Annotated in this window: 16 protein-coding genes; 10 read left to right on the top strand and 6 right to left on the bottom strand. The window is 71.4% G+C overall.

Annotated features, from left to right (window positions below):
• Window positions 1–42: 42 nt before the first annotated feature.
• On the bottom strand, window positions 43–918 hold the full coding sequence (locus ACIHFB_RS02740) for an aminoglycoside phosphotransferase family protein (RefSeq protein WP_365269002.1): 876 nt from the start codon (window positions 916–918) through the stop codon (window positions 43–45).
• Between the two features lie 245 nt (window positions 919–1,163).
• Here ACIHFB_RS02740 and ACIHFB_RS02735 point away from each other — a divergent pair, with 245 nt between their 5' ends.
• From ACIHFB_RS02735 to ACIHFB_RS02710, 6 genes are read left to right on the top strand one after another with little or no spacing between them, the layout of a single operon-like run.
• Window positions 1,164–2,747, top strand: a complete 1,584-nt coding sequence (locus ACIHFB_RS02735; RefSeq protein WP_365268999.1) for an ABC transporter substrate-binding protein — start codon at window positions 1,164–1,166, stop codon at window positions 2,745–2,747.
• A gap of 2 nt (window positions 2,748–2,749) precedes the next feature.
• Window positions 2,750–3,706, top strand: coding sequence for an ABC transporter permease (locus ACIHFB_RS02730; protein ID WP_365268996.1), 957 nt, complete (start codon window positions 2,750–2,752; stop codon window positions 3,704–3,706).
• A complete protein-coding gene (locus ACIHFB_RS02725; RefSeq protein ID WP_365268994.1) occupies window positions 3,703–4,569 on the top strand; it encodes an ABC transporter permease in 867 nt (288 codons plus the stop codon). The genes ACIHFB_RS02730 and ACIHFB_RS02725 overlap by 4 nt, the downstream gene beginning before the upstream one ends.
• Entirely contained in the window at window positions 4,569–6,302 is a 1,734-nt protein-coding gene (locus ACIHFB_RS02720) for a dipeptide ABC transporter ATP-binding protein (RefSeq protein WP_400124982.1), read from the top strand. The genes ACIHFB_RS02725 and ACIHFB_RS02720 overlap by 1 nt, the downstream gene beginning before the upstream one ends.
• Complete coding sequence (locus ACIHFB_RS02715) at window positions 6,299–8,305, top strand: CocE/NonD family hydrolase (protein WP_400124981.1); 2,007 nt, start codon at window positions 6,299–6,301, stop codon at window positions 8,303–8,305. Before ACIHFB_RS02720 ends, ACIHFB_RS02715 begins: the two co-directional genes overlap by 4 nt.
• A complete protein-coding gene (locus ACIHFB_RS02710; RefSeq protein ID WP_365268985.1) occupies window positions 8,302–8,979 on the top strand; it encodes a TetR family transcriptional regulator C-terminal domain-containing protein in 678 nt (225 codons plus the stop codon). The genes ACIHFB_RS02715 and ACIHFB_RS02710 overlap by 4 nt, the downstream gene beginning before the upstream one ends.
• Here the strand turns inward: ACIHFB_RS02710 and ACIHFB_RS02705 are convergent.
• The 4 genes from ACIHFB_RS02705 to ACIHFB_RS02690 form a co-directional block, all read right to left on the bottom strand.
• Window positions 8,942–9,844, bottom strand: coding sequence for an SGNH/GDSL hydrolase family protein (locus tag ACIHFB_RS02705; RefSeq protein WP_400124980.1), 903 nt, complete (start codon window positions 9,842–9,844; stop codon window positions 8,942–8,944). The genes ACIHFB_RS02710 and ACIHFB_RS02705 overlap by 38 nt on opposite strands.
• A 76-nt stretch (window positions 9,845–9,920) precedes the next feature.
• The gene (locus ACIHFB_RS02700) at window positions 9,921–11,579 is read right to left on the bottom strand and encodes an ATP-binding protein (RefSeq protein ID WP_400125586.1); all 1,659 of its coding nucleotides are present in this window, start codon (window positions 11,577–11,579) and stop codon (window positions 9,921–9,923) included.
• An 8-nt stretch (window positions 11,580–11,587) separates the two neighbouring features.
• On the bottom strand, window positions 11,588–12,262 hold the full coding sequence (locus tag ACIHFB_RS02695; RefSeq protein ID WP_365268977.1) for a response regulator transcription factor: 675 nt from the start codon (window positions 12,260–12,262) through the stop codon (window positions 11,588–11,590).
• 339 nt (window positions 12,263–12,601) lie between these two features.
• Window positions 12,602–13,657, bottom strand: a complete 1,056-nt coding sequence (locus tag ACIHFB_RS02690; RefSeq protein WP_365270999.1) for a zinc-binding alcohol dehydrogenase family protein — start codon at window positions 13,655–13,657, stop codon at window positions 12,602–12,604.
• 174 nt (window positions 13,658–13,831) lie between these two features.
• On the opposite strand from ACIHFB_RS02690, the gene ACIHFB_RS02685 reads away from it, so the two are divergent.
• A complete protein-coding gene (locus ACIHFB_RS02685) occupies window positions 13,832–14,629 on the top strand; it encodes a VOC family protein (protein WP_400124979.1) in 798 nt (265 codons plus the stop codon).
• Window positions 14,630–14,677: 48 nt separating this feature from the next.
• Complete coding sequence (locus ACIHFB_RS02680; protein WP_365268972.1) at window positions 14,678–15,364, top strand: ribonuclease H; 687 nt, start codon at window positions 14,678–14,680, stop codon at window positions 15,362–15,364.
• 43 nt (window positions 15,365–15,407) lie between these two features.
• Here the strand turns inward: ACIHFB_RS02680 and ACIHFB_RS02675 are convergent, their stop codons facing one another.
• The gene (locus ACIHFB_RS02675; protein ID WP_400124978.1) at window positions 15,408–17,141 is read right to left on the bottom strand and encodes a cholesterol oxidase substrate-binding domain-containing protein; all 1,734 of its coding nucleotides are present in this window, start codon (window positions 17,139–17,141) and stop codon (window positions 15,408–15,410) included.
• A gap of 135 nt (window positions 17,142–17,276) precedes the next feature.
• Between ACIHFB_RS02675 and ACIHFB_RS02670 the strand changes: the two genes are divergently transcribed.
• Entirely contained in the window at window positions 17,277–18,260 is a 984-nt protein-coding gene (locus tag ACIHFB_RS02670) for an aldo/keto reductase (protein ID WP_400124977.1), read from the top strand.
• A 91-nt stretch (window positions 18,261–18,351) separates the two neighbouring features.
• Window positions 18,352–18,855, top strand: coding sequence for a DUF6328 family protein (locus ACIHFB_RS02665; protein ID WP_365268964.1), 504 nt, complete (start codon window positions 18,352–18,354; stop codon window positions 18,853–18,855).
• Window positions 18,856–18,872: the final 17 nt, after the last annotated feature.

The raw sequence follows: 18,872 nt of genomic DNA, 5'->3' as shown, positions 1-18,872 counted from the left end.
GCGCGGTGACCGGTCGCCGGGGACCCGGCGACCGGTTCTTCGTCACCCGGCCTCGGCCAGGATCTCCTTGATCACATGCCGCGAGTTCGCCGCCAGCGGCGGATTCGTCTCCCAGTAGTACGGCAGCTGGATCAGCGAGACCGACAGCGCCCAGCCCCGCCCGCGCTCCCACTCGGCGTCGCCGACACCCAGGGCCGCACGGAAGACGGGACGGACCGACGCGGGCAGGAGATTCCAGGCCACGATCAGATCCACGGCCGGGTCGCCGACCCCCAGAGTCCCGAAGTCGATCACGGCGCTCAGCCGACCGTCCGCGACCAGCACGTTTCCGGGGGAGAGGTCCCCGTGTGCCCAGACGGGGGGACCTGTGTGCTCCGGGACTCGCAGGGCAGCCTCCCACAGGGCCGTCACCGCGCCCGTGTCCACGGCGTCCGTCAGCTGACCGATGGCCTCACGCGTCGCCGTGTCCCGGTTTGCCAGCGGAACACCCCGGTAGCCGACCGGCGCACCCACGGGGTCCATGCGGCGCACCGCCCCGACGAACGCCGCCAAGTCCTCGGCCAGCCCCTCGGGATCGTCGAGCGCGTCGACCGTCGGATTCCGCCCCTCCAGCCAGCGGAGCACCGACCACACCCACGGGAAGCCGTCGCCCGGCGCCCCCAGTCCGACCGGCTCCGGCACCGCGGTCGGCAGCAGCGGCCCCAGCCGGGGCAGCCAGCGCTGCTCGTGCTCCACGTCCCCTACGGCGCCGGGATGCCGGGGGAGCCGTACGACGAGGTCGTCACCGAGCCGGAACATCGCGTTCTCGGTGCCGGACGACTCCAGCCGCGCCACGGGCAGCCCCGTCCACTCGGGGAACTGCCCGGCGATCAGCCGGCCCACCAGCGCCGCGTCGATGTCCACCTCGTCGGGACGCATCCTCAGAGCACACATGGGCGACATCCCACTGGTCGACGGCGCTCCCTGTCCAACGATTTCGGCGCTCGCGGCCGTCGTCCGACGCCTTCGCCCGCACGTAACCAACGCGTTTCGGCGGTTAATTCCGGTTAATTTCCGCGCTCAAGGGGTTGGCGGGAAACCGACCCCTCGTTATCGTTCACGCACTTCACTCAATCGTTCCGCTGAACGAATGCTGAACGAATAGCGAGAGGGACGGTCGGTACATGTCCGACATCCACCACCCGGGACGGCGGTCGGTGCTTGCCGCGGGCGTGGCCTCGGCGGCGTCGCTCGGTGCGTCCTGGCTGCTGACGGGCTGTACGGGGGCCGCGTCCGCCCCCGTCCTGCCGGCCGCCGCGGCGAAGGGCGCCCCCGACCGCGGTGGCACCCTGCGCATCGCCCGGCCGCCCGCCTCCGACGCCGAGACCCTGGACCCGGCGAGTGCCCTGTCGGCGTACGAATACCTGGGTGCCCTCTACAACCGGCTGGTCCGCGTCGACGCGACCGGCAAGCTCGTCCCCGACCTCGCTGAGTCCTGGGAGCCCGACAGCAAGGCGCGCACCTGGACCTTCCGGCTCCGCAAGGGCGTCGCCTTCCACAACGGCCGCGCCTTCACCTCCGCCGACGCGGCCTACACGCTTCGCCACATCCTCGACGAGGCGACCGCTTCCCCGCAGGCGTCCGTACTGGCGCCGCTCATCGACCCGGCCCGGCTGAAGACGCCCGACGCCCACACCCTGGTCGTCCCGCTCAAGACCCCGAACGCCGAGTTCCCGAGTCTCCTCACGCACTACAACTGCTACGTCGTTCCCGACGGCAGCGCGAAGTCCATCGGCCGCACCGGCATCGGCACCGGCCCCTTCAAACTGGAGTCCTTCGCGCCCGCCGGCCCCGGCCGCGTCACCGCGTACCGGGACCACTGGGCGGGCGCTCCCGTCCTGGACGCCATCGACTTCTACTCGGTCGCCGACATGTCCGCCCGCTCGGGCGCCCTGCTCGCCGGCCAGGTCGACCTGCTCTCCCAGACGAACCTGGACTTCGCGACCGCCCGCGTGGTCGCCGCCTCCGACCGGGCGACCATCGCGCGCGTGACGAACGCCCAGTGGTACGTCCTGCCGATGCTCACCACGGAGAAGCCCTTCACCGACGTGCGGGTCCGGCAGGCGATGAAGCTCGCCTACGACCCCGAGCACGTCGTCAAGGTCGCCCTCCAGGGCGCGGGCACGGCCGGCTGGGACAACCCGGTGCCGCCGAGCGACCCGGCCCATGTCTCCGCGCACCCGAAGCACGATCCGGAACAGGCGAAGCACCTGCTGAAGCAGGCGGGCCAGGAGGGCCTGGCCGTGGACCTCTACACCTCCGCCTACGACCCGCTGTTCACGCCGATGGCCCTCGCCTACCAGGACTCGGCCAGGCGCGCGGGCATCCGTGTCCGGATCAAGACGGCGTCGGCGGACTCGTACTACACGCAGATCTGGATGAAGAAGCCGCTGATGGCCACCTACTGGTACACCGGCCGCCCCGTCGACCAGTTGCTCACGCAGATCTTCCGCAGCGGGTCGAGCTACAACGAAACCGCCTGGTCCGACAAGGACTTCGACGCCCTGCTCGACCGGGCGCGCGCCGAGACGGACGACACGCGGCGCGGTGAGCTGTACGGCCAGGCGCAGACGATGGTGATCGAGAAGGGCGGGGCGATGACCCCGATGTTCGCCGACCGGCTCGTCGGCATCTCGCGGAAGGTCCGCGGATACGCCGAGTACGGCTTCGAGTTCGACTATCTCGCCATCGGCCTGAAGGGAGCCTGAGCATGCTCTCCTTCCTCGCCCGCCGCGTCGCCGCCGCCCTCGGCACGCTCTTCCTCTCCTCCGTGCTGGTCTTCCTCGCCGTGCAGGCCCTGCCCGGCGACGTCGCCACCCAGGTCCTCGGCAAGGACGCCACCCCGGACGCGGTCGCCGCGCTACGGAAGCAGCTCGGGCTCGACCAGCCCGCCTGGGAGCGCTACGCCGACTGGATCACGGGCGCCGTGCACGGCGACTTCGGCACCTCCCTCGTCGCCGGTGGGTCGGTGGGCGGCGAGGTGTCGTCGTATCTCGCCAACTCGGCGCTGATAGCCCTGGTGACCGTCCTCTTCGCGGTCACCGGATCGATCGTCCTCGGCATCCTCGCGGGCCTGTACCGCGACCGCTGGCCCGACCACGTCATCTCCACCGTCAGCCTCGTCGGCATGAGCGTCCCCGAGTTCGTCGTGGCGACCGTGCTGGTGCTGTGCTTCTCGGTCGCGCTGCCCTGGTTCCCGGCGGTCGTCCTCTACGGCCCCGACGCCACCGTCGGCCAACTCCTGCCCGCCGTCTGGCTCCCGGCCCTCGCACTCGCGATCGTCATGGCCGCGTACATCGTCCGCATGGCCCGCACCTCGGTCATCGACGTGATGGCGAGCGAGTACGTCACGACCGCCCGTCTGAAGGGCCTGTCGACCTGGCGCGTCGTCACCCGGCACGCCCTGCCGAGCGCGCTCCTGCCCACCCTCCACGTCATCGCCCTCAACGTCGCCTGGCTCGCGGGCGGCGTCGCCGTCGTCGAGAACGTCTTCAACTACCCGGGCATCGGCAAGCTGATGCTCTCCTCCGTGCAGAACCGGGACCTGCCCGTCATCCAGGCCATCGCCCTGATCAGCGCGGTCGTCTACGTCGTCTGCAACCTCGCCGCCGACCTCGGCGCCATGGCCCTCAACCCCAAGCTCCGTACGCGCGGGAGGACCCGATGACCACACTCGCCGTCGCCCCGGTGGCCGCCCGCGCCTGGCGCACCCTGCGCACCTCGCGCATCGCCGTCATCGGCCTGGCGATCGTCGCCGTACACGTCGTGATCGCCCTGCTGGCCCCGCTCCTCACCTCGTACGACCCCATCGCCAACGCCCCCTCCGAGGCACTGCTCGGCCCGAGCTGGGACCACTGGGCGGGCACCGACCAGTACGGCCGTGACGTCCTCGCGCGCGTGCTCTACGGCGGCCGGTACGCGCTCGGCGTCTCCGTCGGCGCCACCGTGCTGACCGTCGCCCTCGGCACGGTGATCGGATGCGCGGCCGCCCTGCGCGGCGGCTGGTTCGACGACGTGCTGGGGCGGGTGCTGGACGCGGTCCTGTCCGTGCCGCCGATCCTGGTACTGCTCGTCGTCGTGACCGCGCTCGGCACCGGCCCGGCGGTCATCGTGCTCGCCGTCGCCGTCGTGTACGCCCCTCAGGTCGTCCGGGTCGTGCGCGGCGCCGCCCTCGCGGTGGTCCCCGCCGACTATGTGACCGCGGCCCGGGCCCGCGGCGAGAGCACCTGGTCGATCCTGCGCCGGGAAGTGCTGCCGAACATCACGGACGTGGTGTGCGTGGAGTTCGCGATGCGGGCCTCCTGGGTCGTCCTGCTGATCTCCTCGCTGTCCTTCCTCGGCTTCGGCGCCGACCCGCCCACCCCCGACTGGGGTCTGATGGTCGCCGAGAACCGCACCGCCATCACGGTCGTCCCGATGGCGAGCCTCGCGCCGATCATCGCCCTGGCCACGCTCGTGGTCGGGCTCAACCTCGCGGCCGACGGCCTGTCCAAGGCGTGGGGCGTCGACCGGATCAGGGAGGGCTCCTGATGGCCTCGAACGCAACGACCTCGATCGTTTCCGTGAACTCCCTGTCCGTCGCGTACCGTTCGGGCGGCCGTGACGTGCCCGTGGTGCACGAGGTGTCCTTCGAGGTCGCCGAGGGGCGGACGCTCGCGCTCGTCGGCGAGTCCGGCAGCGGCAAGTCGACCGTCGCCGCGACCCTGTTGGGGCATCTGCGGCACGGGTCCCGGATCACCGGGGGCTCGGTGCACGTCCACGATTCCGACGTCTTCGCCCTGCCCGCCAGGGAGTTGCGACGGCTGCGCGGTGGGACGGTCGCCATGGTCGGCCAGAACGCGGGCCAAGCGCTCACGCCCTCGATGCGCATCGGGAAGCAGATCGAGGAGGTGGGCGGTGAGATCCCCGTCGTCGACCTGCTCGAACAGGTCCGGCTGCCGCACCCCGCCGAGCTGGCCCGCCGCTACCCGCACGAGCTGTCCGGCGGCCAGCAGCAGCGCGTCGCCATCGCCATGGCCGTCGCGGCCCGGCCGAAGGTACTGGTCCTCGACGAGCCGACCACCGGCCTGGACGTCGTCACCCAGCGCAGCGTCCTCGACCTGATCGCAGCCCTGCGCGACGAACTCGGCCTGGCGGCCGTGCTGGTGAGCCACGATCTGGGCGTGGTCGCGCACATGGCCGACGAGGTGACCGTGTTGCGGTCGGGGCAGGTCGTGGAGGCCGCGCCCACGCGGACCCTGTTCCGGGCGCCCGAAGACCCCTACACCCGACGGCTGTTGGCGAGCGTGCCACGTCTCGACGACGCCGGGCTCGCCCTCGTCGGGGAGGCGGGCGAGCGGGAGGTCAGGCCCAGGGCGGAGGTACCCGCCGATGCCACGGTCGCCGTCTCCGCGCAGGACATCACGATCGACTACGGCAGGACGCGTGCCGTGCACGGTGTCTCCTTCGACGTCCGGCGTGGCGAAGTGCTCGCCCTCGTCGGGGAGTCGGGCAGCGGAAAGTCGACGCTGGCCTGGGCGCTGGCGGGACTGCGCACACCGTCCGGCGGCGCGATGACCCATGAGGCGGGCGATCTGTCCGCGCCCGCGCAGCGGCGGCCGCTGTCGCTGCGGCGCCGGGTGCAGCTGGTCTTCCAGAACGCGGACACCTCGCTCAATCCACGGCGCTCGGTGGGGGAGGCGGTCCGGCGGCCGCTGCGGTTCTTCGGCACGGCGGGCGGTCGTGGCGAGGCTGCCGAGCGCGCCCGGCAGCTCATCTCCGACGTACGTCTCGACCCGGCCCTCGCCGACCGGCTGCCCGCACAGCTCTCCGGCGGCCAGCGGCAGCGCATCGGCATCGCGCGGGCGCTGGCGGGTGAGCCGGACGTCCTGATCGCCGACGAGATCACCACGGCACTGGACGTGTCCGTGCAGGCCGACGTCCTGCGGCTGCTCGACGACCTGCGCCGGGAACGCGAACTGGCCTGTCTGTTCATCAGCCACGACCTGGCCGTCGTACGCGGTATCGCGGATCGCGTGGTCGTGCTGCGCCACGGCGTCGTGGTCGAGGAGGGCCCGACGGAGGCCGTGTTCGCCGACCCCGGGCATCCCTACACCCGGCAGCTGATGGCGGCGGCCCTCGAACCCGACCCCGACGCGACCCCCCTGGTCGAGCAAGCCCCCGACTGGGAGGACGCGGCCGCGCCGGACGACATCTGGACCGACCACGGAAACGGCCATCGGGTCCGCCGCTGGCGCTCCACCGCACTGGAAGGAGTTGTGTGAAGTACCGCGAGCAGTTCGAACGACAGGTGATCCGCGAGGACGTGTGGATCCCCACCCGGGACGGCAGGACCCGGCTGCACGCCCGGATCTGGCGCCCCGCGGACGCCGAGTCCGACCCGGTGCCCGCGCTGCTCGAATACCTTCCGTACCGCAAGAGCGACTGGACCGCCCCGCGCGACGCCCAGCGCCACCCCTGGTACGCCGGACACGGCTACGCCTCCGTCCGCGTCGACATCCGCGGCCACGGCGACAGCGAGGGCGTCCCCGGCGACGAGTACGACGCGCAGGAACTCGCGGACGGCGTCGACGTCGTCAACTGGCTTGCTGCACAGCCCTGGTGCACCGGCAAGGTCGGCATGTTCGGTATCTCCTGGGGCGGCTTCAACTCCCTCCAGATCGCCGCCCTCGCCCCCGAGCCGCTCAAGGCGATCGTCACCGTCTGCTCCACCGACGACCGCTACGACAACGACGTCCACTACACCGGCGGCGCCGTCCTCGGCATCGACATGCTCGCCTGGGCCGGCACCATGCTCGCCTTCGCCTCCCGCCCACCGGACCCGGCGAACGTCGGCGCCGACCGCTGGCTGCCGATGTGGCGCGAGCGCCTGGACACGCTCGAACCCTTCCTGCACACCTGGCTGGAGCATCAGCAGCGCGACGCCTACTGGCGGCACGGGAGCGTCTGCGAGGACTACACCGCGATCGACGCCGCGGTCCTCGCGGTCGGCGGCTGGAACGACCCGTACCGGGACACCGTGCTGCGGCTGGTCGAGCGGCTGCCCGCCGAGCGGGTACGGGGGCTCATCGGCCCCTGGTCCCACCAGTACCCCGACCGGGGACTCCCGCCGGGCCCCGCGATCGGCTTCCTCCAGGAGACCCTGCGCTGGTGGGACCAGCACCTCAAGGGCGTCGACACGGGCGTCATGAAGGAGCCCCTGCTGCGCGCCTGGGTCAACGACCGGGTGCCGCCCGCCACTTCGTACGACGTGATGCCGGGACGCTGGGTGGGCGAGACCGACTGGCCGTCGCCGCACATCACGTTCGACCGGCGGGTACTGGGTGCGGGTGCCGACCCCGTCCTCGTACGGTCCCCGCTCCACACCGGCCTCGACGCCGGCCGCTTCTTCCCGTTCGGCAACGCGAGCGACCTGCCGCCCGACCAGCGTGCGGAGGACGGCCGTTCGGTGTGCTTCGACTCGGAGCCGTTGACCGGGCGCGTCGAGATCCTCGGCCGACCGCGCGTACGACTCCGCCTCGACAGCGCCACGCCACGCGCCCACGTCGTCGTCCGCCTCTGTGACGTCGCGCCGGACGGCTCGTCCACGCTCGTCACCCGGGGGGTGCTCAACCTGCTGAGCAGGCACGGCCGTGACCGGGCCGTCGAGTGGACGCCGGGGACGTACGAGGACGTCGAGTTCGAGCTCACCGGGATCGGATACGCCCTCCCGCCCGGCCACCGTCTCCGCGTCGCCGTCTCCGACGCCTACTGGCCGTGGGTGTGGCCGCACGGGGAACGCGGCGAACTGCGCGTCGTACCGGCCGAGAGCGCCGTACTGCTGCCCGTACGCGAAGACGCCCCCGGGCCGCCGATCCTCTTCGAGGAGCCCGAGCAGGCCCCGCCGCTCGACGTCACCTACGACCGGCCCGCCGAACCCGCACCCGAACGGCTCGTCACGCACGATGTGGCGAAGGGGGAGTGGACGCTGGAGGTCGACCCCAACTACGGGGGATCGCGGACGTATCCGGACGGGCTGCGCTACGAGGAGAGCGCCAGGGAGACGTACCGCGTCCGCGGCGACGATCCGCTGTCCGCGCAGGCGGTGTCGGAGTGGCACATCCGGCTGCGGCGCGGGGACGACTGGGACGCTGAGATCATGGCGCGCACGGAGCTGCGTGCCACGGCGGCGGACTTCATCATGGACAGTCGCATCGAGACCCGGGCGAACGGAGAGACAGTGGCCCAGCGCGCATGGCACCGCACCACACCGAGGACCTCCGGATGACGCCCGCCAAGCCCCCGCAGGCCGCGAAGTCCCCGCGCCGTGCCGTCGCCGCCGCCGACCGCACCCGGCAGCCCACCGAGGTGCGCCGCCGGCTCATCGTGGAGGCCGCTGTCCCGCTGATCGCCGAGCGCGGCTATGCCGCCGTCGGGGTACGGGACGTGGCCGCCGCGGCCGGAGTGTCCGTCGGCACCGTCACCTACCACTTCGGCAGCGTGCAGGAGATCCTCTCCGAGGCGATGGTGCTGCACATCGAGCGCTACTACACCGAGCTGAGCGAAGCCGCCGAGCAGGCGTCCAGCGGGGCCGAGGCGCTGCGGCTGCTCGTCGACGCGCTGTTCACCGAGGACACCGACCGGCACTGGCGCATGTGGTTCGACTACTGGAACGCGGGCTCCTCGGCCGAGAAGGGCGTCACGGACGAGGCCTTCGCGCGCGGACAGGCACAGCGGTACGAGGCCTGGCATCAGCAGATCCGCGCCCTGGCCGAACGGGGCGTCGCCGACGGCGAGTTCACCGGTGACGACCTCGACGGCTTCACCGCCCGCTTCGCCGCGCTCGCCGACGGACTCGCCCTGCAACGGCTGCGCCAGGCACCCCCGCTGAGCACGGCGGACGCCCGCCGTCACCTCAACCGGCTCATCGAGACCGAGCTCGTTCGCCGATCACCCGGGTGATCTCCCGGGCGATCCGCAGGATGCCGGGGGACCGGACCGGGCACGGCTTCGGTGTGGACGTCGTGGGCGCCAGACAGAAGTGCAGGTAGTCGTCGCCGAAGTGCAGCGTCGTCCGGTCGGCGCCCGGCTGGGTGCAGTAGTCGGGGTGTTCGCGTTCGTACGCCGTACAGGGCAGATACTTCGTCCAGGTGTAGCGGGCGCCGTCCGGGCTGACCGTCCCGCCGGCGTCGGCGACGAGGTCGCCGGAGGCGGTGGCCTGCTGCTCGTAGATCGCGTTCACGCGGCGGACCCGGTCCGGGGTGATTGGGTCCGGGCCCTGCAGCACCCAGACGATCCGCGGACGCTTGGATCCGCCGGCCGCGGTGATCTGCTCGGTGAGGCGTGCGGCGTCGGCGGCATACCGTGCGAAGTACGTGCTGCGGGCCTTGTCGTGGGTGATCCCGTCCATGCACCAGGTGTAGCCCCAGGCGTTGCCCCAGAACTGGAGCACCACGAAGTCCGGGTGCAGGGAACGCACGAGGGCGGCCGCCTTGTCCGCGTCCGGGACGAGGGAGCGCTCGTTCGTGCCCTCCAGGTAGTCGCAGAGCGTGGTTCCGGAGTACGGGGCGCTCGTGTACCGCGCGTCGAGGTCGTTGCGCAGCTCCTGCCCCAGCACCTTCTGGTTCTCCATGGCCAGGGAGTCCCCGAGGTAGAGCACGGTGGGTGCCGTCGCGGTCCTGGTCGGTGTGGTGGGCGCCTGCTGGCGCGTCGTGCCCGCCGGTGCGGAGGGCGTGGGCGGTGCTTCCTCCGGCTCGGAGGCCGGATCCCCGCACGCGCCGAGCAGCAGACCGGCCAGTAACACCCCCACGATCCACGGTCTCCGCATGCAGCAACTCCCCGCCCCGGACACGGAAAAAGGCTCCCCAGGCAAGCACAGCCGGGCCTCAGGGGGAAGACACGCGTCACGGCCGCTCGAGCAGGTCCAGCAGATCGGTGAGCGGCAGCGGCTTCGCCAAGTGGGTGTCGAACCCGGCCGCCCGGCACAGCGCGTGATCGGTGCCCTGGCTGAACCCGGACACCGCGATCAGCCGGATCCGGTCCCCGTGCGGCAGGGCCCGCACACCCCGCGCGACCGTGTAGCCGTCGATGTCCGGCAAGCCCAGATCGCACAGGACGACGTCGAACAGATCGGCCCGCGTGGCGGTGAGCGCGTCGGCGCCCGTGTGCACGGCCGTGACGTGGTGGCCCTGCCGTTCCAGCAGAGTGCGATAGGTCGCCGCCAGGTCCGTGTTGTCCTCCACGATCAGGATGGCGAGATGACGCCGGGTCCGCCGGACCGCGGACAGGGGGTGCGGCGGCTGCGGCACCGAGGTGTCCGCCACCGGCATCAGCACCGTGAACGACGCGCCCTTGCCCGGCCCGTCACTGTGTGCCGAGATGGTGCCGCCGTGCAGTTCCACGACCGTCCGGGCGACCGAGAGCCCCAGCCCGAGGCCCTCGGGGGTGTGCGGGCCGGTCGGCGCCGCCCGCATGAACACCCCGAAGAGGTCCTCCGATTGACCGGGGTCGAAACCGATGCCGTCGTCCTGCACGGTCAGCCTGACCTGCCCCTCCTCGACGGCGAGCCGCACCTCGGTGTGGCCGCCCGGCGGCGTGTACTTCAGCGCGTTCGACAGCAGGTTCGTGAGGACCTGGGCCAGCCGCAGCCGGTCCCCGTCCACGGGTACCGGGCCGGGCGGCAGGCTGAGGTGCAGCGTCCGGTCCTCGTGCCCGAACAGGCCCCGGATGTCGGCGCAGGCACCTTCGATGACGGACCTGAGGTCGGTCCGCTCCCGCACCAGCTCAAGCCGCCCGTTCACCGCGCGCGTGCCGTCCAGGAGGTCGTTGGTCATCCGCACCAGCGTGCCCAACTGGCGTTCCAGGACCGACAGCGCCGGATGTCCGTCGGGCAGGTCCAGCGCCAGCAGTTCGATGGCCGCGGTCGCGGCTGCCAGCGGGTTGCGCAGCTCGTGCGAGAGCGTGGCGATGAACCGGTCCTTGGCCCGCTGCTCCTCCTTGAGCCGTCGGCCCGCCGCGTGCAGTTCGCTGTTGGCCCGGCTGAGCTGCTCGTTCACCTCGCGGATCTCCCGGGCGCGGACGAACAGGTCGATCTCCATGCCCTCCGCCCGCATCTGCGTCTCGGCCGCGGCCCGCTTCTGCTCCCGGCCGACGCGGCGCAGATGCACGAACTCCGTGACGTCCTCGACCCGGTGGATGACGTGCGTCACCTGCCCGTCGGCATCGACGACCGGTGTGTTGACCGGACTCCAGTAGCGCTCGGTGAAGGTGCCCTCCTCGGCCGAGGGGATGTCGTAGCGCTGCAACGCCATGACGTCCGGGCGGCCGGTTGCCACCACCGTCTCCAGCGAGCGGCGCAGATTGGTGACGCCGTCGGCCGACGGGTCGTCAGGATTGTCGGGGAACACCTCGAAGATCGGCCGCCCGACGATGTCCCGCTCGGTGTGTGTGGCCGTCAAGTAGGCGCGGTTGACCTCGACGATCGTGAAGTCGGGGCTGAGGATCAGCAAAGGCGACAGCGTGGCGTCGAAGAGACTCCGGAAGTCCGGGCCGGTCATTGGCATGGCGGCGCTCACGGGTCGAGGCGGTAGCCGTACCCGCGGACGGTGGTGATCCGCGGAGCGGGTGCGGGCAGCCCCGCGAGCTTGCCGCGCAGCCGGTACACGTGCTCGATCACCGTCGCGGTCTGGGGCCAGGTGGCACCCCAGACCTGTTCGAGCAGCTGCTGCGCGGAGAACACCCGCCCGGGCGCCCCGGCCAGCACCTCCAGCAGCGCGTACTCCTTGGGGCGCAGCGTCAACAGCGTGCCGGCGGCGGAGGCCTGGCATGCGCCCGTGTCGACCCGCAACGACCCCACCTGGAGGACTTCAGGTGTCTCGGGCGGTTGCGAGCGGCGCAGCACGGCCCGGATCCGGGCCACCAGCTCGCGCTGCGAGAACGGCTTGACCAGGTAGTCGTCGGCGCCGATCTCCAGCCCCGCGACCCGGTCGGCCTCCGCGCCCCGCCCGGTCACCACGATGACCGGGAGACGGCTGGTGGAACGCACCGCGCGCAGCAGCTCAAGACCGCTGCCGTCGGGCAGCCCCAGATCCAGCACCGCCAGGTCGATGAGGCCCTCGTACAGCACTGTCTTGCCGGCACGGGAGTCGATGGCCCAGGTGACGGTGAAGCCTTCGCGCTCGAGATAGGAACGGCACATCAGTGCGAAGTCGGGGTCGTCCTCGATCAGAGCGAGGTGCGGACGCATTCCACATCACCGGCCCATCCTCCCCCCGGCCTTCGGCCGGGGGGACCCCCATCTCGCTGCGCTCCCCGGCGTTGTGTCGCCAATGAGCGGGCGTTGATGCCCCGACCATGTGGCGAAGGTAGAACAGTAAATGCCCACGGTTCAAGGGGGGAGCCGCCAGGGGGAGACCCGGCGCGGGCCCGTGCGGTGCGGGGATGACCAAGTCGCCGCACGAGCCCGTGCCGGATCTGCTGCCCGCCGTGGGTCCGGCGGTCGCGGGGCCGTACGACGGCGGCTGCCGCGACGGCCCCCGCCTACGCTCCCGGCCGGTCTCCGTCGCCCACTTGAGGGCCATGGGCCTTACGTCGTTGAACTGGTCGCCCCGTCCTTCATCGGCTCCACAGGACCCGACGCCATGTCGTTCACCAGCACCGCCGCCCCGTCGAAGCGGCCGTGCTTGAGGTCGGCCAGTGCCCGATCTGCTCCCGACAGGGGATAGGTGTGCGTCGTGGCGTGTACACCGTGCAGGGCGGCCAGCGCCAGGAACTCCCGCCCGTCCTCACGGGTGTTGGAGGTGACGCTGCGCAGCTCCTTCTCGTAGAACAGCTCGCTCTCGTAGCGCAGGGGCGGGATGTCGGTGAGGTGGATCCCGGCGACGGCCAGGACACCGCCGCGATCGAGGGCGCGCAGTGCGACCGGGACCAGATCGCCGACCGGCGCGAACAGGATCGCCGCGTCGAGCGGATCCGGCGGTGCTTCCTGCGCACCGCGCGCCGACGCGGCCCCCAGCTCCAGGGCCAGCCGCTGTGCCGCCGCACCCCGGGTCAGCACATGCACGGTGGCGCCCTCGGCCAGCGCCACCTGCGCGCACAGATGGGCGCTGCCCCCGAAGCCGTACAGTCCGAGCCGTCCGCCCGGCGGCAGCGACGCCCGTCGCAGTGCGCGATAGCCGATGATCCCGGCGCACAGCAGGGGCGCCGCCGCCACGTCGTCGAGGCCCTCGGGGAGCCGGTAGGCGAACGCGGCCGGCACGGTCGTGTACTCCGCGTAACCGCCGTCGGCGTCCCAGCCGGTGTACTCGGAGTGCGGGCACAGATTCTCCGCCCCGCGCAGGCAGTACCCGCAGGTACCGTCCGTGCGCCGCAGCCATGCCACGCCCACCCGATCCCCGACCGCGAACCCCCGCACCGCCGCCCCGAAGGCCGCGACCACGCCGACGACCTCGTGCCCCGGCGTCACCTCGGGCAGGTGCACCGGCAGGTCACCCTCGGTCACATGCAGATCGGTCCGGCACACCCCGCACGCGCGCACCTGCACGAGCAGCTCGTCGTCCGCCGGCTCCGGCAGCGGTTTCTCCACCAACCGGAGGGCCCCCTCCTCGACGGGCCCCGGGCGCATCACGGCCCACGCCCGCATCGTTCCGTCCGCCATCCCGCGCCCCGTCCACCCGGAGTCCGCCCCCGTACCCCTCCAGTCTGGAACGGAGTCACGCATTCGGCGCGCGGTCCGGTCTACGGGTGACTAGCGTGAGAATTCGGACAGCCAACCCACCCGATCCGGACAGCCAACCCACCCGAAAGGGCCGCAGTCATGGCCGTGCAACCTGAGGGAACCCCTTGTTGGGCCGATGCGATGTTCAGCGACGTCGAGGGAGCGAAGAGCTTCTACGGTGACGTCCTCGGCTGGACCTTCGGCGAAGCGTCGACGGAATACGGCAACTACACCCAGGCCTACGTGGACGGCAAGGCGGTCGCCGCCGTCGTACCGCCGATGCCCGGCCAGGAAGAGCAGTCCCAGTGGTGTCTGTATCTCGCGTCGCCGGACGCGGCAGCCACCGCCGGCAAGATCCGTGACAACGGCGGCCAGGTCGTGATGGAGCCGATGCAGGTGGGTGACTTCGGCACCATGTGCCTGGCGAGCGACCCCGGCGGCGTGGTGTTCGGTGTGTGGCAGGCGGGCACCCATGAGGGGTTCGAGGCGCCCATGGACCAGGCGGGCGCGTTCTGCTGGGCGGAGATCTTCACGCGTGAGCCCAGGAAGTCGGACACGTTCTTCCCCGCCGTCTTCCCGTACACGTCACAGCAGATGGACGACGACGCGATGGACTTCCGGGTCTACAACCTCGCGGGCAACCCCGCCCTGGGCCGGATGAAGATGACCGACGACTTCCCGCCCGAGGTGCCGCCCTACATCAACGTCTACTTCGGAGTCCGCGACTGCGACGACGCCGTCGCCAAGGCGACCAAGCTCGGCGCCGTTCTGCGGTTCGGGCCGATGGACAGCCCGTTCGGACGGTTCGCGGCGCTCACCGACCCACAGGGCGCCAACTTCTCCGTGATCGACACCACGAACACCCAGGGTGAGATGCCGAACCTCACCGACGTCTGATCCCACACCGCGACCCGGGGCCCGGCCCGTGCATGGCATGATCGGCGCATGCGTGAACGACTGGTGGCCGCGTGCGACGGGGCTTCGAAGGGAAACCCCGGACCGGCGGGCTGGGCCTGGGTGGTCGCCGACCAAGCCGAGACGCCGACTCGCTGGGAGGCGGGCCCGCTCGGCAAGGCGACCAACAACGTCGCGGAACTGACCGCGCTGGAACGCCTGTTGACGGCCATCGACCCGGACGTGCCGCTGGAGATCCGCATGGACTCGCAGTACGCCATGAAGGCCGTCACCACCTGGCTGCCGGGCTGGAAGCGCAACGGCTGGAAGACGTCCGCCGGCAAGCCGGTCGCCAACCAGGACCTCGTCGTCCGCATCGACGAACTCCTCGACGGCCGCAAGGTCGACTTCCGCTACGTCCCCGCCCACCAGGTCGACGGCGACCCGCTCAACGACTTCGCCGACCGGGCCGCCAGCCAGGCCGCGGTGGTCCAGGAACCCGCGGGCAGCGAACTCGGCTCACCCCCGCCGCCGCCCTCGCCCGACACCCCCGCCTCCGGTGCCCCGCGTCGCAAGACCGCCGCGGCCGGGCCCCGCAAGGCCGGCGGCTCCGCCCGCACGATCAAGGCGAAGTTCCCGGGACGCTGCATGTGCGGCCGCCCCTATGCGGCCGGTGAGCCGATCGCCAAGAACCCGCAGGGCTGGGGGCACCCGGAGTGCCGTACGGCTGACGCCTGATCGTCCGGGAAGCCGACGCGATGGGCCCAGCCCTCATCGGCACTCAACGCAGTAACCGGTCGAGGAAGTCATTGCCGAGGACACGGTGGGGGTCGAGCCGGTCCAGCGTCTCGACCGCTCGCCCCCACACGTCCGGACCGAACGAGGCGGGGACCACCGTGCCCAGCACCTCCTCGTCGCTCCACACGGCCCGGTCGGTGTAGGCCCAGCCCTTGGACCATTCGACCCGGGTGCCGTCGAAGGTCGCCAGCAGGAACTGCTCGATCTCCCGCAGGAACGCCTCGGCGTGCGGGGTGCCGGGCAGCGTGAGGACGTCGAGCCAGACGGCGGTGTCCCGGCCGGGACCGCCGGGCCGGAGCGCCGACAGCAACGGGGTCTGCGCTCCGGCCAGTTCGGCGTCGGCCGGATCGTCGAGTCCCGTCACCCGGATCTCGACCGAACCGTTGACCGGATACTTGCCGATGGCCGCGTACGCCATGAGCCGTTCCCGGTAGAAGTCGGTGAACTCGGCGACGACACGCTGGACTTGGTCCCGTGACGTGTGCACCGCATACCCGTTCGCGTTGATCCTCAGCGTGGTCGGCCGGAGATACAGCAGGGTGTTCTTCGACGGACCCCAGATGTCCGCCGACAGGGTCGCCACCAGCCCGAGCGCGGCCGCGTCGTACTGCGCGTTGCCGAGCACCGGCGCCAGATACCAGGCCCCGTCCGACACCATCCGCCCGACCAGATCCGCCACCGGCGTCGGCACGTTGTCGGAGAACGGGTAGTTGTACGGCGACGTCACTCGCCGCGACGTCAGCGGCCTGGTCGGTGACACGCTCCACACCTTCAGCCACGGGAACTCCGTGAACGCGAACCAGATCGCCTCGACCCGCCCGGACTCCGCCAGGAAGCTCGCGAAGGTCCGTCCGCCCGTCCCCGGAGCCGCGAAGAGCTCGCCGACCGGAATGTCCGTGCGGCTGACACAGCGCAGCTTGGTGTTCGCGCCCACGCGCAGCACGACCTCGGTGACCAGACCGCGCCCCAGGTGCGTGAGGAGCGCGGCACAGTCCGGCTCGTCCCGCTGATACGTCCGCAGGACATAGGCACCGGCGGCTTCGTCCCACACCACCGCCGTCAGCGCCAGCACGAGGTTGCTGAGCGAGCCGTATGTGTGGCCGGGCAGTCGCTGCTCACCCTCGGCCGGTACGGCGGTACCGTGCGCGTCGATGGCGAGGGCGCCGCCGAGGGTGAGATCTCCGGGCGCGGGTGTGGCCGTGACCCCGAGACCGTGCGCTTCGAGATACGCGAGCAGGGCCTCGAGCGTGATGCCGGTCCCGGCGCGCACGGAGGTGGGGGAGTCCAGGGCCAGGCCGGTGAGGTGCGGGGCGGTGTCCACCAGCAAGACCCTCCCCGAGCCTTCGGCCGGGGGAACCCCCATCTCGCTGGCGCTCGCCGACGGCGTGTCCTCGGTGACCGTGAGCGGGGACCAGCCGTGCGAGGAGCCGCGTGCGCGCACCCGCCAGCCGTGCCGCCACGCCCAGTTGACGACGGCCGCCACCTGCTCCGGGCCGCTCGGGGCGCAGGCCCAGAGCCCGTCCGCGGTGATCTCGCCAACCCAGTTGCGGTACGCCGAGCGGTACGGGGTGATGTCCGCCGGGAAGCCCGGCAGTTCGGCAGCCGCGGCCGCCCTGGTGCTCGCTGTCGCGGCCAGTGCGCCGGCGGTGAGCAGGAAACCCCGGCGGGTCCACGGGGCGGGTCGGCCGCCGCCCGGATGCGATGAATGTTCGATCACGCGCTCACGCTAGAGGCGCGTTGACACGTGCATGTTCCCCAGCGATTCCCGTCACTCGTGTGAGTGAACGATTCACAGGAAGTGACCGGAGGAGCCGACTCCGCGCAGGTCGGTGTCGGATGACAGACTGACGCCATGGACGAGCGCGCATTCGGTAGGTCGGGTCAGCAGGCATCCGTCGTCGGTCTCGGCACGTGGCAGCTGGGTGCCGACTGGGGAGACGTCGACGACAAGGAAGCCCTTGCGGTGCTGGAGGCCGCGGCCGAGACGGGGGTGACCTTCTTCGACACCGCCGATGTGTACGGCGACGGACGTAGCGAGCAGACCATCGCCGGGTTCCTGCGCGGGCGCCCCGATCTGCACGTCTTCGTCGCCACCAAGATGGGCCGTCGCGTCGACCAGATCCCCGAGAACTACGTCCTGGACAACTTCCGCGCCTGGAACGACCGTTCCCGCCGCAACCTCGGCGTCGACCGCATCGACCTGGTGCAGCTGCACTGCCCGCCGACGCCCGTCTACTCCTCCGACGAGGTCTTCGACGCCCTGGACACGCTCGTCGCCGAGGAGCGCATCGCCGCCTACGGCGTCAGCGTGGAGACCTGCGCCGAGGCGCTGACCGCCATCGCCCGGCCGAACGTGGCGAGTGTGCAGATCATCCTCAACCCCTTCCGCATGAAGCCCCTGGACGAGGTGCTCCCGGCGGCGCACGAGGCGGGCGTCGGCATCATCGCCCGGGTTCCGCTGGCCTCGGGTCTGCTCTCCGGCAAGTACACCAAGGACACCGTCTTCGCCGAGAACGACCACCGCACCTTCAACCGCCACGGCGAGTCCTTCGACCAGGGCGAGACCTTCTCCGGCGTCGACTACGCCACGGGCGTGGAGGCCGCGGCCGAGTTCTCCGCCCTGGCCCCGGAGGGGTGCACGCCGGCCCAGCTGGCGCTGCGCTGGATCGTCCAGCAGCCCGGCGTGACCACCGTCATCCCCGGTGCCCGCACGCCCGAGCAGGCCCGCGCCAACGCGGCCGCCGCCAAGCTGCCGGAACTGTCCGACGAGACGCTCACCGCGATCCGGGACCTCTACGACCGCCGGATCAAGGACCAGGTGGAGAGCCGCTGGTAGCCGGTGCCGCAGCCCTGACCGATCGAACCGGCTGAATCTGGGCACTCGGGGCCCGAGACACCAAGCGGATTCGATCGATCAGGGAGGAACCTTGTCGGTCACGGGAAAGAACGCGGACCCGGACGACCGGGGTCGCGACGAGACCCCCGAAGAGCGGGCCGACCGGAAATGGGGCGAGCTGATCCAGGAGATCCGGGTCGCCCAGACCGGGGTCCAGATCCTGTTCGGCTTTCTGCTCACCGTCGTGTTCACGCCACGGTTCGTGGATCTGGACGACACCGACCAGAACATCTACATCGTCACCGTCGTCCTGGGCGCCGCCGCCACCGGGGCGCTGATCGGCCCGGTGACACTGCACCGGCTCGTGGCGGGCCGACAGGTCAAACCGCAGGCGGTGGCGTGGGCCTCCCGGCTGACCCTCGTCGGTCTGTTGCTGCTGCTGGCCACGATGACCGCCGCGCTGCTGCTGATCCTCCGGGTCGCGACGGGCAGCGACGACTACGTGCCATGGCTCGTCGCCGGAATCGTGGTGTGGTACGTGGTGTGCTGGTTCGGCGTGCCGTGGTGGACGCGGTACCGCCACACGCCACGGTGAGACCGAGCACGTCACCC

Origin of the sequence: Streptomyces sp. NPDC051963, from assembly GCF_044593495.1 — a bacterium.
GTDB lineage: Bacteria > Actinomycetota > Actinomycetes > Streptomycetales > Streptomycetaceae > Streptomyces.
This window is presented reverse-complemented; position numbering and strand designations above follow the sequence as displayed.

Coding starts and splice junctions, on each gene's coding strand:
- ACIHFB_RS02740 (WP_365269002.1), bottom strand. CDS start 918: ATGCGTCCCGACGAGGTGGACATCGACGCGGCGCTGGTGGGCCGGCTG.
- ACIHFB_RS02735 (WP_365268999.1), top strand. CDS start 1,164: ATGTCCGACATCCACCACCCGGGACGGCGGTCGGTGCTTGCCGCGGGC.
- ACIHFB_RS02730 (WP_365268996.1), top strand. CDS start 2,750: ATGCTCTCCTTCCTCGCCCGCCGCGTCGCCGCCGCCCTCGGCACGCTC.
- ACIHFB_RS02725 (WP_365268994.1), top strand. CDS start 3,703: ATGACCACACTCGCCGTCGCCCCGGTGGCCGCCCGCGCCTGGCGCACC.
- ACIHFB_RS02720 (WP_400124982.1), top strand. CDS start 4,569: ATGGCCTCGAACGCAACGACCTCGATCGTTTCCGTGAACTCCCTGTCC.
- ACIHFB_RS02710 (WP_365268985.1), top strand. CDS start 8,302: ATGACGCCCGCCAAGCCCCCGCAGGCCGCGAAGTCCCCGCGCCGTGCC.
- ACIHFB_RS02705 (WP_400124980.1), bottom strand. CDS start 9,844: ATGCGGAGACCGTGGATCGTGGGGGTGTTACTGGCCGGTCTGCTGCTC.
- ACIHFB_RS02700 (WP_400125586.1), bottom strand. CDS start 11,579: ATGCCAATGACCGGCCCGGACTTCCGGAGTCTCTTCGACGCCACGCTG.
- ACIHFB_RS02695 (WP_365268977.1), bottom strand. CDS start 12,262: ATGCGTCCGCACCTCGCTCTGATCGAGGACGACCCCGACTTCGCACTG.
- ACIHFB_RS02690 (WP_365270999.1), bottom strand. CDS start 13,657: ATGCGGGCGTGGGCCGTGATGCGCCCGGGGCCCGTCGAGGAGGGGGCC.
- ACIHFB_RS02685 (WP_400124979.1), top strand. CDS start 13,832: ATGGCCGTGCAACCTGAGGGAACCCCTTGTTGGGCCGATGCGATGTTC.
- ACIHFB_RS02680 (WP_365268972.1), top strand. CDS start 14,678: ATGCGTGAACGACTGGTGGCCGCGTGCGACGGGGCTTCGAAGGGAAAC.
- ACIHFB_RS02670 (WP_400124977.1), top strand. CDS start 17,277: ATGGACGAGCGCGCATTCGGTAGGTCGGGTCAGCAGGCATCCGTCGTC.